This window comes from Nibrella saemangeumensis, from assembly GCF_039541915.1.
Lineage (GTDB): Bacteria > Bacteroidota > Bacteroidia > Cytophagales > Spirosomataceae > Nibrella > Nibrella saemangeumensis.
Map to the genome: position 1 here is coordinate 140,768 of NZ_BAABHD010000027.1, position 14,535 is coordinate 155,302.

At 54.4% G+C, this 14,535-nt stretch carries 13 protein-coding genes; 9 read left to right on the forward strand and 4 right to left on the reverse strand.

The window, feature by feature from the left end; all coding sequences use genetic code 11:
• Positions 1–3 precede the first annotated feature (3 nt).
• Positions 4–888 carry a helix-turn-helix domain-containing protein gene (locus ABD949_RS12370; RefSeq protein WP_345243878.1) on the reverse strand — a complete coding sequence of 295 codons (885 nt, stop codon included), beginning with the start codon at positions 886–888 and terminating at the stop codon, positions 4–6.
• A gap of 159 nt (positions 889–1,047) precedes the next feature.
• Between ABD949_RS12370 and ABD949_RS12375 the strand changes: the two genes are divergently transcribed.
• From ABD949_RS12375 to ABD949_RS12405, 7 genes are all read left to right on the forward strand, one after another.
• On the forward strand, positions 1,048–1,788 hold the full coding sequence (locus ABD949_RS12375) for a 3-keto-disaccharide hydrolase (RefSeq protein WP_345243880.1): 741 nt from the start codon (positions 1,048–1,050) through the stop codon (positions 1,786–1,788).
• A 5-nt stretch (positions 1,789–1,793) separates the two neighbouring features.
• Positions 1,794–3,131 carry a Gfo/Idh/MocA family protein gene (locus ABD949_RS12380; RefSeq protein ID WP_345243882.1) on the forward strand — a complete coding sequence of 446 codons (1,338 nt, stop codon included), beginning with the start codon at positions 1,794–1,796 and terminating at the stop codon, positions 3,129–3,131.
• A complete protein-coding gene (locus ABD949_RS12385; protein WP_345243885.1) occupies positions 3,128–3,550 on the forward strand; it encodes a hypothetical protein in 423 nt (140 codons plus the stop codon). Before ABD949_RS12380 ends, ABD949_RS12385 begins: the two co-directional genes overlap by 4 nt.
• A 44-nt stretch (positions 3,551–3,594) precedes the next feature.
• Positions 3,595–4,026, forward strand: coding sequence for a hypothetical protein (locus ABD949_RS12390; RefSeq protein WP_345243887.1), 432 nt, complete (start codon positions 3,595–3,597; stop codon positions 4,024–4,026).
• A gap of 38 nt (positions 4,027–4,064) precedes the next feature.
• Entirely contained in the window at positions 4,065–4,853 is a 789-nt protein-coding gene (locus ABD949_RS12395) for a phytanoyl-CoA dioxygenase family protein (RefSeq protein WP_345243889.1), read from the forward strand.
• 163 nt (positions 4,854–5,016) lie between these two features.
• Complete coding sequence (locus ABD949_RS12400) at positions 5,017–7,194, forward strand: outer membrane protein assembly factor BamB family protein (protein WP_345243890.1); 2,178 nt, start codon at positions 5,017–5,019, stop codon at positions 7,192–7,194.
• 172 nt (positions 7,195–7,366) lie between these two features.
• Positions 7,367–8,272: a glycoside hydrolase family 43 protein gene (locus ABD949_RS12405; protein ID WP_345243956.1), complete on the forward strand. Its 906-nt coding sequence runs from the start codon at positions 7,367–7,369 to the stop codon at positions 8,270–8,272.
• A 58-nt stretch (positions 8,273–8,330) separates the two neighbouring features.
• Here the strand turns inward: ABD949_RS12405 and ABD949_RS12410 are convergent, their stop codons facing one another.
• Both ABD949_RS12410 and ABD949_RS12415 read right to left on the reverse strand, forming a co-directional pair.
• Positions 8,331–9,704: a TolC family protein gene (locus ABD949_RS12410; protein WP_345243891.1), complete on the reverse strand. Its 1,374-nt coding sequence runs from the start codon at positions 9,702–9,704 to the stop codon at positions 8,331–8,333.
• 115 nt (positions 9,705–9,819) lie between these two features.
• Positions 9,820–10,713 carry an HAEPLYID family protein gene (locus ABD949_RS12415; RefSeq protein WP_345243893.1) on the reverse strand — a complete coding sequence of 298 codons (894 nt, stop codon included), beginning with the start codon at positions 10,711–10,713 and terminating at the stop codon, positions 9,820–9,822.
• Positions 10,714–10,845: 132 nt separating this feature from the next.
• On the opposite strand from ABD949_RS12415, the gene ABD949_RS12420 reads away from it, so the two are divergent.
• Positions 10,846–12,477, forward strand: coding sequence for an amidohydrolase (locus ABD949_RS12420; RefSeq protein ID WP_345243895.1), 1,632 nt, complete (start codon positions 10,846–10,848; stop codon positions 12,475–12,477).
• Between the two features lie 146 nt (positions 12,478–12,623).
• The gene (locus tag ABD949_RS12425; protein ID WP_345243897.1) at positions 12,624–13,286 is read left to right on the forward strand and encodes a hypothetical protein; all 663 of its coding nucleotides are present in this window, start codon (positions 12,624–12,626) and stop codon (positions 13,284–13,286) included.
• Positions 13,287–13,391: 105 nt separating this feature from the next.
• Here the strand turns inward: ABD949_RS12425 and ABD949_RS12430 are convergent, their stop codons facing one another.
• On the reverse strand, positions 13,392–14,531 hold the full coding sequence (locus tag ABD949_RS12430) for an acyl-CoA dehydrogenase (protein ID WP_345243899.1): 1,140 nt from the start codon (positions 14,529–14,531) through the stop codon (positions 13,392–13,394).
• Positions 14,532–14,535 lie beyond the last annotated feature (4 nt).

A 14,535-nucleotide genomic window follows, 5' to 3' on the forward strand; every position in this document is an offset into this window, starting at 1 on the left:
GCCTTACCCCAACGATAAATTACGTAACCTTTTCCGGTACACCGAGGGGGCCTCTCCCATTACCAGCCGGAACGAGTGGTAAAAATGGGAGAAGTTGGGAAACCCTGCCTCAAGGGCCACCTGTGAGATACTCATGGTGCTTTCCAACAGCAGCCGGCACGCATAGGCGATCCGCACTTCGGTCAGCACCTGCGTAAAGGTCTTCCGGGTCTGGGCTTTGAAAAAGCGGCAGAAGGCAGCCTCGTTCATACAGGCTATCTGAGCGACATCGGCAAGTGCGATGGGATCACTGATATGCCGGTGAATGTAATCCAGCACCCTCGTCAAACGGTCCCCCTCCTCAGATAAACCCTGCCCGCCGTACTTCTTTTTCGACAACGGGCGCACATCCGCCTGACCAGCTAAATTTTGGAAAATTAGGAGCCAGAGCGCCAACCGTTCGGGACCCTTTGCGCTTACTAATCGCTCCAGCAATGGCTGCACTTCCTTAATGGCTTTTTTTCCAAACGACAGGCCATGCCGGGCCCGCTCAAACAGCTGTTGGATGGATGTCATCTCGGGCAGTTTCAAAAACTCCTTCCCAAATACATCCGGCCTGAACCGAAGGATAATAGCCTGCGCCACCTCGTGCTGCGGATTGTCGTAATAAGGCTGATGATTCCGCCAGAAATGAGGTACCTGCGACCCAAGTAAGATCAGGTCGCCCGGTTCAAAGACTTCAATGCTGTCGCCTACAAAGCGAAGGCCCTGGCTCCCGATCACCATCGTCAGCTCCAGTTCGGGATGGTAGTGCCAGGGATTGTTGAAAAAGCTGGCTTTCTCCCAACGAATGTGAAACGAATGATCTTGCCCGGCTTCAACCGGCAAAAGGACAGGGGCAGCCTTCATATAGTGTCTAATTTGCTGATACCCGACATGACAGGCAAATATAGTACATACTATGGCAAACCCAATGCAAGTAAAACAGCAGGTAGCATCGGAACTTTGCAAGCAAATCTTAGAAAGTTTCAATATATTTACTAAGCCCCTCCTATCCTCCCTACCCGTATGCTCGATCGGATGCTAATTTCCTGTCTGCTGTTCGTCACTGTGACCGCACCGTCGGCCCGGTCACAGACAGACCTGAATCAATTAACCCGCCAGGAACAGCGCGAGGGTTGGCAACTTCTGTTCGACGGAAAGACGACCCAGGGCTGGCGCGGAACGTACGCAGAGACATTTCCCGCCCGGGGCTGGCTTGTCAGGGATGGCGAATTGCGGGGTGAGCTAACGGAAGGAGCCGAGTCGGGCGATGCCGGCGATATCGTCACCCTGAAAAAGTACCGCCACTTCGATCTTCGCTTTGAGTGGAAGCTGGGACCGGGAGGCAACAGCGGGGTAAAATACTTTATAGAAGAGCGGCTACCCAAACCGCAGCGGGGTTCGCAGGTGGGCTACGAATACCAGCTTATCGACGATGCCAACTACATCTACAATGGCGAACACCTGCCCGCCGACCTGAAAACGGCGTCGATTTACGATGTAGTGCCAGCCCGGAAACCAGACGTTCAGACCGGTGTCTGGCACCAATCGCGCATTAGGGTGCAGGAGAACCGCATCCAACACTGGCTCGACGGCGTGAAAGTGCTGGACGTTGACCGCCGGTCGGAGGCCTTCCGCCGGGGCGTAGCCGACAGCAAGTATAAAGATTATGCAGGCTTTGCTGATATACCCGAGGGCCATATTCTCCTGCAGGATCATGGCCACAATATTGCTTTCCGAAACCTAAAGATTAAAGAACTCCCTTAGCTTTCATGCAACGACGACAATTTCTTACCCAGGCCTCTCAGGCCGCAGCGGTACTCGCACTGCCTACCCTGGTACCGGCGTCGGTGCTGGGCAAACAGGCCCCTTCAAACCGAATTACCGTCGCCCTGATAGGCACCGGCCGTCAGCTCATGGGTGTCAATCTGCCGCAGTTGCTGGCCTTACCCGATGTGCAGGTAGTTGCCGTTTGTGACGTAGACAGCTGGCGTATGAACGGAGCCAAACAGGCGGTGGAGGCCCACTACGCCCAGCTTACCAAATCCGGGCAGTACAAAGGCTGTCTGGCGGTGAGTGATTTTCGGGAACTGCTGCAACGGCGGGACATCGATGCCGTGATGGTGTCTACTCCTGACCACTGGCACGTGCCGATGGGGGTAATGGCCGCCCGGGCCGGAAAACACCTGTGCATTGAAAAACCGCTGAGCTTAAGCGTAGCGCAGGGTCGGCTGCTGACGCAGGTGGTGGAGAAGCAGCGGATTATTGCCAGGGTCGATAGTGAGTTTCGCTCCCTCCGGCCGTACAACCAGGCAGTGGAATGGGTGCGGAACGGGGCCATTGGCACCCTTAAGAAAATAGAGATCGGCCTGCCGTCGGACCCGGAGCCGGTTCGGGTGGTACCCGATATGCCTGTTCCTAAAGAGCTGAATTACGAAGCCTGGCTGGGGCCCGCGCTGGTAGTACCCTATACCGAAGCCAGGGTGCACAAGCCCTTCGATGTAAAAGGGCGACCCGGCTGGATGCGCATCAGCACATACGCCCAGGGGATGATTGCGAACTGGGGAGCCCACCTGTTCGACATTGCTCAGTGGGCCAACAACAGCGAGTACACGGGTCCCGTCGAGGTAGAAGGGAAAGGTAAATTCCCGCGCGGGCTGTGGGACACGATGATAAACTTCACGGTCCGCTACCGCTACGCCAACGGCGTTGAAATGACGGCCCAGCAGCAACCCGATTACCATCCTTTCATCCGGTTTGAAGGCACCGAGGGCTGGCTATTGCTGGATGGCTACCCCCCCAAGGTATCCGCCAGTAATCAGGCCCTGCTCGCCCGCCAGCCAAAAGCAGGTGAACTAAACCTGGGCGGTACCTTAGGCGACAAAGCCGACTTCATTGAGGGTATTAAAAACAACCGGCAAACGCTTGAGCCCATTGAAGTCGGGCACCGGACCATCACCATCAGCCAGCTTGGCCTGATTGCCTGCCAGGTGGGTGAAAAGCTCAACTGGAATCCCGAAAAAGAACAATTTACCGGCAATAACGCAGCAAATGCCCTGCTGGCGGCACCGCTGCTCCGGGAACCCTGGCGCATCAACGAAAAGGTATGATCGTACGCATCTGGATACTGGCAATCAGCCTGATTAGCTATCCCCTGCTGGCTCAGCAGAACGCCAGGCTGGTGAGAAATCCCTTCTTTACCCTGCACAACGGTATTCGGGGCGATTCGATTTATAACACGCCGGCCAGACAAGTCAAACTTGCCAAAGAGCTTGGCTACGACGGCATGGAGATCAACCAATTGGAGAGTTTCCCGGCGTTCAAAGCCGAAATGGACCGCCAGGGGCTGCCGGTAACCTGTGTTTACTTTAAAGTAGACCTGGACGAACCAACGCTGGACGTCCGCCTGCCGGAGTATATCCGGTCGCTCCGCAACAGCGGCACCATCCTGCTGCCGTATGTCATCAGCAGTAAAAAGACGTATGCCCCATCGGATACCAAAGGTGACTCCGTAGCCGTCCGGCGCTGAGTGAACTGACCGATCTGGCTCAGGCTAACGGATTACAGGTAGCCTTGTACCCCCATATCTGGTTCTGGCTGGAACAGGTGCCCCATGCTCTGGCGCTGGTCCGGCAGATCAACCGGCCACAACTGGGTCTGGCTTTCAACCTGCCGCATTACCTGGCATTGACCAACCGGGAGGAGCAGCGTGCGCTGACCAGCCTACTCACCGAGTGCAAGCCTTATCTGAAGCTGATGACGATTTGCGGAGCTACGCCCACCGATGAAACTGACTCCAGGAAAATTTGGAACTACCTGATCCAGCCCCTGGGTCAGGGTAGTTTTGACACCTTCGGGCTGGTGCAATTTGCTATCCGGGAGGTTGGTTTTAACGGTCCAATAGGACTGCAGAGCTATAACCTGAAAGGAAACAAACCGAATAATATGCGCCGGTCTTTAGCGGTATGGAATACCTGGAAGCAAAAACTGGAAGCCCAGCCTTAATCAACTCATCTACCACTCCGATTTGACAGCATACGCGTATGACGTTTACAACTGAACACCTGGAAGCTTATCACCGCGATGGCTACGTGATTGTCCGCAACCTGTTTTCACGGGAAGAAGTAGACCTGCTGTACGCCCTGGCCGTAAACGATCAGGTCCTGCGCCAAAAGACCTACGCCCGCGTTGATGCCAGTGGCCTCCAGACCCGACTGGCCCTGTGGTATACCCTCGACAATAGCCTCTACAGCAAATTTGCCCGCTCGGCTCGCATCGTTTCGGCCGTAGAGCAGATTCTGGGCGGAAAAGCCGCGCACTACCATTCCAAACTGATGCAAAAGGAACCCCGAACGGGTGGGGCCTGGGAGTGGCACCAGGATTACGGCTATTGGTACAAGAACAACGGCTTCCTGTTTCCCGACATGCTGTCGGTGCTGACAGCCTTAACGCCGGCTACGCAGGAAAATGGTTGCCTGCAAATGATCAAAGGTTCTAACAAAATGGGGCGGATAGAGCACGGCTTCTCTGGTGAGCAGGTAGGGGCCGACATGGAGAAGGTGGATGAAGCCCTGAAGATAATGCCGCTGGAATACCTGGAAATGGGCCCCGGTGATACGGCCTTTTTCCACTGCAACACGCTGCATGCTTCGGCGGCCAATCTGTCGGATAAACCCCGCTGGTCAATTATTACCGCATACAATCTGGCAACCAATAAACCTTATAAAGACATCCACGAAAGCAGTTATACCCCCATTGAAGCCTACACGGGCAACCTGCTGACCGAGGCAGCCGCCGGCATTTCTCAGGAAGCCGACTTCCTGGTCAAGTGACATTATTATGTTAGGGATAAATCAGTTTAGTCCCCCGGCATTGCCGGGGGATTTTCTTTAAGTATGCGACAGGGATTTTATTCTTTAGTAGAAAGCTGGGGATCTTTTTCAGAATTTCTGGGAGCTATCAGCCAGTTAGCCGCGGAGTAACCCGCTTTACTTCATGTTCCGAAACCTTCTCTATTTCGTTTTGCCGGCAACGGTGACGTTCCTGCTGATCAGTAGCCAACCTGATCAGCATGCCCCCGTGGCTGCGACCGCTTCCGCTAAATCGACCCCGGCCGACCCTGGGCATGATTGGCCGGAGTACAATGGCGGCCCCGACCGGAATCACTTCTCTCCGCTTACTCAGATCGACACCGGCAATGTCTCAAAACTAACGGTAGCGTGGGTATACGCATCAGGTGGTGCTGATACGGTCAGAAATACCACCCAGATTCAATGCAATCCGATTGTGATTGATGGAGTACTCTACGGCGTATCGGCCGGTTCCCAGGCCTTTGCCCTGAATGCCGGTACCGGGCAGGAATTATGGAGAACAGCCTTCACCGAAGAAACCTTCAGCATGACCAGCCGAGGGTTAACGCACTGGACCAATGGCCGGGAAAGTCGTATATTCTTTGCCTACGGCTCCCACCTCTACGCGCTGAACGCCCGTACCGGCAAACCGATAACTTCGTTTGGAACTGGCGGGAAAATAGACCTGAAAGAAGGCCTGAACCGCCCCGGTGCCGACGACTACGTCATCTCAAATACCCCCGGTGTCATTTTCAAAAACTTCATTATTATGGGTACCCGCGTCAGCGAGAACGCGGCGGCTCTGCCGGGCGATATTCGGGCCTATGACGTCAGGACCGGCCGTCTGGCCTGGACGTTTCGGACGGTACCCCGTCCTGGTGAGTATGGCTATAACACCTGGCCCAAAGATGGATATAAAAATGTAGGGGCGGCTAACAACTGGATGGGAATGGCTATCGACCGGAAACGGGGCATCGTTTATGTACCAACGGGATCGGCCGCGTCTGATTTTTACGGAGGCAATCGTCACGGAGCCAACCTGTTTGCCAACTGCCTGCTGGCGCTGGATGCCGCCACCGGCAAGCGGCTGTGGCACTACCAGACCGTTCACCACGACATCTGGGACCGTGACATTCCGGCTCCGCCCAATTTGTTTACCGTTACCCATAACGGCCCCGACGGTCGGCCCCGGCAGATTGATGCGGTGTCGGTACTGAGTAAGCAGGGCTTTCTGTTTGTCTTCGACCGGGTAACGGGTAAGCCGCTATTCCCCATTGAAGAAAGACCCGTCCCGGCTTCGGACATCCCCGGCGAGCAGGCCTGGCCAACACAACCCATTCCGCTGAAACCCGCCCCCTTTACCCGGCAACGTTTTACCGAACAGGACCTTAGCCCCTATTTGTCCGATAAAGACAGAGAAGAAATACTGGCCGAAGTACGAAAGGCAAGAACAGGGCAGCCGTTCCTTCCCCTGGGGCGGGAGCGTACCATCTTCTTTCCGGGTACCAGCGGAGGTCCGCAGTGGGGCGGTGCAGCCGTAGATGAGAACAGTATTCTGTATGTACCGGCCAAGGAAAACCCCGTGTATACCTCCCTTAAGGAATCGCCTGTCCAGGAGGCTGTCGGGCGCTCACTTACCGGTAAAAAACTCTATGAAGTGAACTGCGGGTCATGCCACGGCACTACCCGGGAAGGCAGCCACGACGGTACTTATCCGTCCCTCGTGAACGTATCCGCCCGCCAGAATGAGCCAGCGGTCCACCAGCTATTGGTAAAAGGACGCGGCATGATGCCAGCGTTCACCCACCTGAAAGAAGCCGAGCGGAAAGCTATCGTCGATTTCCTGTTCGGGAGAGAATCAGCCGTTGTGGCAGACGCCCGTCCGGTCCACACAACGGTGCCCTATTCCGCAACGGGCTACAACCGTTGGTACGACTCCAAAGGTTATCCCATAAGCCGGCCGCCCTGGGGTACCATGACAGCCATCAATATGCATACTGGCGCACACCTCTGGCAGGTAACCCTGGGCGAATACCCGGAGTTAACGGCAAAAGGGATTCCTCCGACCGGTACCGATAACTACGGCGGGGCAGTAGTTACCAGGGGGGGCCTGCTTTTCATTGCGGCCTCCCGCGATGAAAAAATTCGGGCTATAGACCGCAGGACCGGCAAGACCCTCTGGCAGGCCCCCCTGCCCGCTGCAGGTTACGCGACACCGAGTACCTATTTTGCCAATGGCAGGCAGTACCTGGTCATCGCCTGTGGGGGCGGCAAACTCAAAACAAAATCAGGCCATAAATACGTGGCCTTTGCCCTACCCTGATTTTTACCCTGCAAGTATCCCGGAAGCCCGCAACCAGTTAACTATTCGCATAAAACAACCATTGATGAAGACGTTTTTATTGATTTCCTTTCTGTTCGGAGCAATGGTTCCGGCCTTTTCTCAAGTGCCGGCACCCGTCCGTCAACCCGCTAATTCACCAAAGAACAAAAACATGTCGGGCAATCCGGTCTTTCCCGGCTGGTATGCCGACCCCGAGGGTATCGTTTTTGGAAAAACGTATTGGATATATCCCACTTACTCGGCTCCATATGAGCAGCAGGTCTTCATGGATGCCTTTTCATCGCCCGATCTGGTTACGTGGACAAAGCACAGCCGCATAATCGACACGACAGCCATCAAGTGGGCGAAGCGGGCAATGTGGGCCCCGGCGGTAGTCGAAAAAGGCGGAAAATATTACCTGTTCTTCGGGGCTAACGATATTCAGAACGACAAAGAGATGGGCGGCATTGGGGTAGCCGTGGCCGATAAACCAGCCGGCCCCTTTAAAGATCACCTGGGCAAACCGCTGATCGCGCAGTTTCACAATGGTGCCCAGCCCATCGACCAGTTTGTGTTTAAAGACAAAGACGGCCAGTACTATATGATTTACGGTGGGTGGCGCCACTGCAACATCGCCAAATTAAAAGACGATTTCACCGGTTTTACGCCCATGGCCGATGGCACCACGTTTAAAGAAATTACACCGAAAGGTTACGTAGAAGGGCCATTTATGTTTATTCGCAACGGCAAATACTACTTCATGTGGTCTGAAGGTGGGTGGGGCGGTCCTAACTATTCGGTGGCCTATGCCGTGGCCGATTCTCCTTTTGGGCCTTTTGAGCGTGTAGGCAAGATTCTGCAGCAGGACCCGACCGTAGCGACCGGGGCCGGGCACCATTCGGTGATTCAGGTTCCAGGCAAGGACGAGTGGTATATCGTTTACCACCGTCGGCCGCTGACGGAAACCAAAGCCAATCATCGCGAAACCTGCATCGACGAACTCCGGTTTGACGAAAATGGAGCCATTTTGCCGGTTAAAATCACGGTTGAGGGCGTACCAAAAAGACCCCTTCGTTAATACAGTAAACAAAAAGTGGGGCCATCCGGCCCCCTTTTTTGTTTAGAATGCGCTGCCTCTACCGGACATTCTGCACAATGGTGCTGCTCAGACGGAGGAGTTCAATTTCGGCGGCTTTGGCGTTAAACAGGGCGTCTATAAGCCGGGTCTGGGCGGCCACGGCGTTGCGCTGCACATCCCGGAATTCAACGGCCGTAGAGTTGCCAACCCGGTAGCGTTCGTAGGCGATATCGACGTTCTGAATCGCAATCTGGTAGTTCTGTACTTCCAGATTTACCAGCTTCAGGCTGTTCTGGTACTGGTTAAACGTCTGATCGAGTTGCGATTGAAGCTGGAGCCGCTGATCGGCTTCCTGGTACTCGGTGACCATGGAGTTGATCTTGGCATTCTGGATCAGTCGTCGCTGATTTAAACCATTGAAAATGGGTACCGAAATCCGGATACCATACGTCAGCACATCATTACGTGCCTGCCGGATCCCGAAGCCTGCTTCGTTGTTCTGGGCAATAAAGTTATAAGTAGCCAGCAGATCCACCTGCGGCAACTGCTGTGCCTGCAGCAGGCGTATGTCATGGTAGGCTACCCGACGGTTCAGCGCAGCGACTACCAGTTGCGGATTGTTGGCGAGAACAGACTGCCGGAGGTTCTCCAGCGCCAGGTCTGTGCGCACAAGAATGGTATCCCGCACCGCAAACTCAGTGTTCGGGTCGCGCACCAGCAGGGTATTCAGCAGGATTTTTGAATTACGGACGGCCTGTTCCTGCGCAATGTAAGCGGCACTATCGGCATTGTAGTCGACCTGCGCACTCAGAAAATCCACCCTAGAGCGGGTTCCTACTTCATAATTCGCCTTGGCCAGTTCGAGTCGATCGCCGGATATGTCGAGCGCCTGTCGGAATGCCAACAGCCGCTGCAACTGCCGGATCACGTCGTAATACGCCGTGGTGATATCGGCAACGGTTGCTTCAACATTGGCGCGGGTATTGGCTTCACCCAGTCGCACCAGTTCATTCAGCCGGTCATAGGCGATAAACATACCCAGTCCATTGAAGATGGTCCACTGGACAGACGGCCCAACGGTCAGGTTGTTGTTGTTTACCCCGTAAATCCGCTGCGGGGGTTGCAGGGCATTAAAAAATTCCTGCCGCAGATTCTGGTTAACGTAGTTCCGTTGGAGGTTAGCCGTCACCAGCGGAAAAAAGCCGGCGTTGCCGTAGGTATTGTTGTTGTTGGCGATCCGCTCCTGAGCGCGGGAAATCCGGATCGAATAGTTTTTTTCCAGGGCCGACGAAATTGCCTCCGGCAGGGTAAGCTGTTCTCCCTGCTGCACCAGCGTCGTTTGCTTAACCGCCCTTTGGGCTGGATTTCTTAGTTGCTGGGCAACAAGAGCATATGGAGAGACAAGTAGAAAGAGAATTAAAGAGAAGCGCATCCGTGCAATATAGTTGTAGTTAACGGGCAAATTTACACTTTATCTGACCACGCCTACAAATAAGAAGCAAGAGAGAATTATATACTTGAATTTTTTGATGATATCAGGCGGATCTTTACCCGACAAATACCGGCTTTCGATTTTTGTGCGCCGGTTCGTAAATGATCCGCAAAAACGAACTAAGCCGCTGATCCTGCCGACTAAACGGTATACCCGCCACAATCCCGATCAGCAGATTATCGGAAACACCTAACCGGAGTTGCGGCCGGGCTACCCCGTTTACCTTATTGTGCGCAATATTTTTGTTAAACTCGATTCCCAGAAAGTTACGTGTTCCAGGAATCATCAGGTGAAAATTGGTATTGATTTCGTAAGATCTATGCCATTCTCTCCTACCGAACAGCCGCTCAAATCGGGGGCCCGTGTACACCAGCGTGTGAAAATTGTTCCCCCACCGTTTGGCGGCAACGAAGAAAGGATTGAACTCATTACCCATCAGCACCGGCTCGGCGCGCAGGCGCGCAAGGTCAGTAAACTTCAGCTCATTGATGTAGCCAAGGGCCAGCGTCGTTTTCATCCGCTCCGATACCAGAAATGACCACTGAATGGCCGTTTTCAAACTCTCAATACGGTCGGAGGGCCTGCTTTGGTTCGGCTCGTTCAGCGTGTACAGCGTAATGGGGATCTCTACCTCGAACCCTACCCGGTTTATCGGGGCAAACTCGTACTCAATCAGGGCCTGGTACGTATCAAACCGGAGGTTGTCGATCAATCCCAAACCGATGTTCCATTCACGTTCGCCTTTTCGGGCTCCCAGATCCCGGATCAGGTCAACGTAAAGCGGCTCGGCATGCAGAACCTTGTCGGGCTCCTTGCGGTCTTCTACCTCATAAATATACCGGCTGTCCAGCTCCTCATTGGTGACCTTGAGGGAATCAGCCGAAACCTGAGAAAACACCTGAATTGAACTACCTGCTACCAGAAAAAACAGAAGGACAAACTTCTTCATAACGCTACTAAATTCGATGATGTGCTTCCTATTTGGAACGGTCGGTTGTCCGGCAGATTGCCCAACGGGACTAAAATTGACGGTTTCCCTCGCAACTTTTGCTTACTTTTAGCCCACTTCAAGAAACCCACAATGAAACAAACTCACTACCTGCTACTTGTACTAACCACCTTATTTTTCAGTTGTTCAACCAGAAAAAAAGCGGACCTGATCGTCCGCAATGCCACCGTTTATACGGTCGACTCTGCCTTCAGCACCGCCCAGGCGTTTGCCCTTCAGGACGGAAAGTTTCTGGCCGTCGGCTCCAATACGGATATCCAGAAGCAGTACGAATCGGATAGCGTGGTAGACCTCGGCGGCAAACCTGTATACCCCGGCTTCTACGACCCCCATGCGCATTTTATGAACCTCGGGCAGGTGCTTTACCAGGCCGATCTGGTGGGAGCCACTTCATACGATGAAGTGATTCAGCGGCTGAAAGAGTATCACCGGCAGCATCCCGACGCCATGTGGATCATTGGCCGGGGCTGGGATCAGAACGACTGGCCGGAAAAGCGCTTCCCAACCAAAGTAAAACTGGATGCTGCTTTTCCAAATATCCCGGTGGCCCTGACACGGGTAGATGGCCACGCCCTGCTGGTCAACACCAAAGCCATGCGGCTAGCACAGCTCACCAGCGGCTCCCGGGTAGCCGGCGGAGAAGTGGTGCTGGAAAACGGACAACCCACCGGCGTGCTGGTGGACAACGCCATGCAACTGGTCCGGCGGGTGATTCCCCAACCCGACGCAGCCGACAAGGAGCGTATGCTGCTGGCCGCCCAGAAGGCTTGTCTGGCACAGGGTTTAACTACCGTATCGGACGCCGGCCTGAACCGCCCAGACATTGAACTGATCGAACGCCTGCAGAAAGAAGGTAAGCTGAAAATCCGGGATTATGTCATGATCAGTCTCGGTGAACCTAACCTCGACTACTACCTGAAGCGGGGCCCGTTTCAGACCGACCGGCTGACGGTCCGCTCGTTTAAACTCTACGCCGACGGGGCGCTGGGCTCACGCGGGGCCTGCCTGCGGGCACCCTACAGCGACCGGCCCGACACACAGGGTTTTCTGCTGCTGAGCCCCAAAGAATTGGAGCGAGTTCTGACCTTGCTGGCCGACAGTAAGTTTCAGGCCAACACCCACTGCATCGGCGACTCAGCCAACCACCTCATTCTGGATCTGTATGGCAAGTTGCTGCAAAAGCAGAACGACCGGCGCTGGCGCATTGAACACGCCCAGGTGGTAACGCCCGATGATTTCTGGAAATTTAATCGCTATTCAGTCATTCCATCGGTGCAGCCTACCCACGCTACCTCCGATATGTACTGGGCCGCCGACCGGCTGGGCAGCGCCCGCGTGAAAGGAGCCTACGCCTTTAAAGACCTGATGAAGCAGAACGGCTATATCACCTTCGGCAGCGATTTTCCGGTTGAAGCGGTAAACCCGCTCTACGGTTTTCATGCTGCGGTGGCCCGCGTCGACGAAAAAGGCTTTCCGGCCGGTGGCTTCCAGATGGAGAATGCCATTGACCGAACATCTGCGTTGCGGGCCATGACCAGTTGGGCTGCTTACGCCAATTTTGAAGACCACCTGCGCGGCAGTATTCAATCCGGCAAGCAGGCCGATTTTGTGGTGATGGAGCAGGATCTTATGAAAGTACCCAATCAGCAGCTCCGCACCGCCAAGGTGCTGCAAACATGGGTTGGGGGGGAACGCTTGTTTTAGGGTATCAGGTTGTTTACCTGGCCGCCTAACCTGAAAATTGAGACAATTGTCTTACCGTTCACGAACAAGCCTGGCCTTCGTGGTAGGTTGGTTTGTAGTTTTGCGTTAAATAATCAAAATACTATCCATACCAAAAAAATAAGAGGATGAAACTAGCAGCATTACTGGCCGGCCTGCTTCTGAGCACAGCTGCCTTCGCACAATACCAGCCACTGGGGGCCATTACCTTCTGGACAGACGGTTATGTGGTAACTCTGGAGAACGATACTATTCGCGGTCAGGTCCGCGTCGGGTCAATGGTGAATGACTCCCCCATGGGCATAGTTGTTCGGACCGACGATAATAAAAAGATTAACCTGAAAGGCAGCCAGATAAAGATACTGGCGCAGAAGATCCCCGGCTATGCTTATGCCACAGGTAGTATTCCCCGCAGCCGGCAGATGGTAATTTTTGAGCGTGTCGCCAATCCGAGACGGAATAACAAAGAGATGCTGATCGAACGGCTGACCGTTCCCGGGGGCCGGATGGTCCTGTATTTTGACGCTTCCGGCTGGAAATCGAACCGTGAAATCACCTTTGGCAACTTCACGATTGAAACGCTGCCCAAAGATCTGAGTTATATCGTGCTAAAGACTGACGGTAGCACGATGGTGGTTAAGCGTGGCAACTTCGACGATGCGCACGAGACGCTGTTTGGCGACTGCGCGGAGTTTGTTAAGCGATACCCAGCCGCAACCCGCCGGGACTGGAGCCGTTTTGGCGATATGGTCGATGCCTACAACCAAAGCTGCTTTGTAGCTATAAATTAAGCCATTGACAGCAAAAGCCACAGTGCCTGTCTTCGTCGTTAAGTGAAGACAGGCACTGCCTATATGTACCCGTTAACAAATCAACCAGTTAACCAGTCAACCAACTTACCCCAGCAACTGCCGCGAGATCACCAGCTTCTGGATTTCGCTGGTGCCTTCGCCAATAGTGCATAGCTTGGCATCGCGGTAATACCGCTCTACCGGAAAATCTTTGGTAAAACCATAGCCCCCATAAATCTGCACAGCCTCATTGGCAGCTTTCACGGCCACCTCCGACGCATACAGCTTAGCCATCGCCGACTCTTTGGTAACCGGCTTACCGGCATCTTTCAAGTCGGCGGCCTGGTACGTCAGGAGCTTAGCGGCTTCAATCTCCGTAGCCAGATCGGCCAGTTTGAATTGGATAGCCTGGAACCGGGCAATGGCCTGTCCGAACTGCTGCCGCTCCTGCGAATAAGCCAATGCATGCTCGAAAGCGCCCACTGCAATCCCCAGACTCAGGGCGGCAATGGAAATCCGGCCACCGTCCAGAATCTTGAGCGACTGCACAAACCCTTCTCCTACCTCACCCAGGCGCTGGCTATCCGAAATCCGACAATCCTGAAAGATCATCTCGGCGGTTTCTGAAGCGCGCATCCCCAGTTTATCTTCCTTCTTACCGGCCGAAAAACCGGGTGTACCGCGTTCTACCACGAAAGCGGTGGCATTGCGGGAGGTATTGGGTTCACCCGTACGGGCAATCACCACGGCCACGTTGCCGCTCTTGCCGTGGGTAATAAAGTTTTTTGCGCCATTCAGCACCCAATGATCCCCATCCCGAACGGCGGTGGTCCGCATGTTACCCGCGTCGGAGCCGGTATTGGGTTCGGTCAGGCCCCAGGCCCCTATCCACTCACCGGAGGCCAGTCGGGGCAGGTATTGCTGCTTCTGATCTTCGTTACCAAACATCAGAATATGGTTAGTACACAGGGAGTTATGAGCGGCCATGGACAAGCCGATGGAGCCGTCTACTTTTGACAGTTCTACGATAGCCGTCACGTATTCGCGGTACCCCAAACCGGCACCTCCGTATTCGGCAGGCACCAATACACCCATCAGGCCCAACTCGCCTAACTGGTGAAACACATCAATAGGAAAATACTGCTCCTCGTCCCACTGACGGACGTGAGGCAGGATATGCCGGGCGGCAAAGTCGCGCACGGTCTGCGCAATTAATTCTTGGTTTTCTACAACTTCGGCAACCATAAAG